This window comes from Vibrio sp. Y176 (assembly GCF_033438945.1).
On the sequence record NZ_JAWOQS010000554.1, the window covers coordinates 1 to 688 of the forward strand.

General features: G+C 44.6%; 1 protein-coding gene. It reads left to right on the forward strand.

Going from position 1 to position 688, the window contains the following annotated elements:
* Positions 1–28 precede the first annotated feature (28 nt).
* A partial coding sequence (locus tag R7O13_RS27260) for a thioredoxin domain-containing protein (protein WP_318305246.1) occupies positions 29–688 on the forward strand: 660 nt, incomplete at its 3' end.

Genomic DNA, 688 nt, shown 5'->3' on the forward strand with positions numbered 1-688 from the left:
GACCTGAATTAAAAGCAAGGACACTCAGATGCAATCTCCATTTATCGTTGAGTTAACAGAACAGAATATTAGAGAAGTGCTTGAAGGATCAATGAACACGCCCGTTCTGATTCATTTTTGGGCCAACGCTCAACCAGAAAGCGCACAAGTGCTACCTGAGTTGCAAGCTCTCACTCAACAGTACAATGGTGCTTTTACATTGGCTCTGCTGAACTGTGAAGATCAACCAGCGCTTGCTTCCCAATTTGGTGTTCAAGTACTGCCAACAATCGCGTTGTTTGTTAATGGACAAGCAGTCGATGGCTTAGGCGGGCCTCAACCAATCGAAGCGATTGGCGCAATGCTACAAAAACATTTGCCAAGCCCTGACGAGCAACTATTGAAGCAAGTAAGCGAACTGCTTCAACAAGGCGAACATGCACAAGCTCTGAACGTCATTCAAACACTGTCAGATGAACTGCAATCACGCGGTGATGTAAAATTAGCGAAAGCCGATTGTTTGCTAGAAACCAAACAATTCGAATTAGCACAAGAGTTGTTAGCAACCATCCCACTTGAGTATCAAGACAACTCTTACAAAAGCTTAATCGCGAAACTGGAACTGCATCAGCAAGCGGCTGAAAGTCCAGAATTAAAGCGCTTGGAACAAGAGTTGGCAGCTAGCCCAGACAATTTCGAATTGGCATGT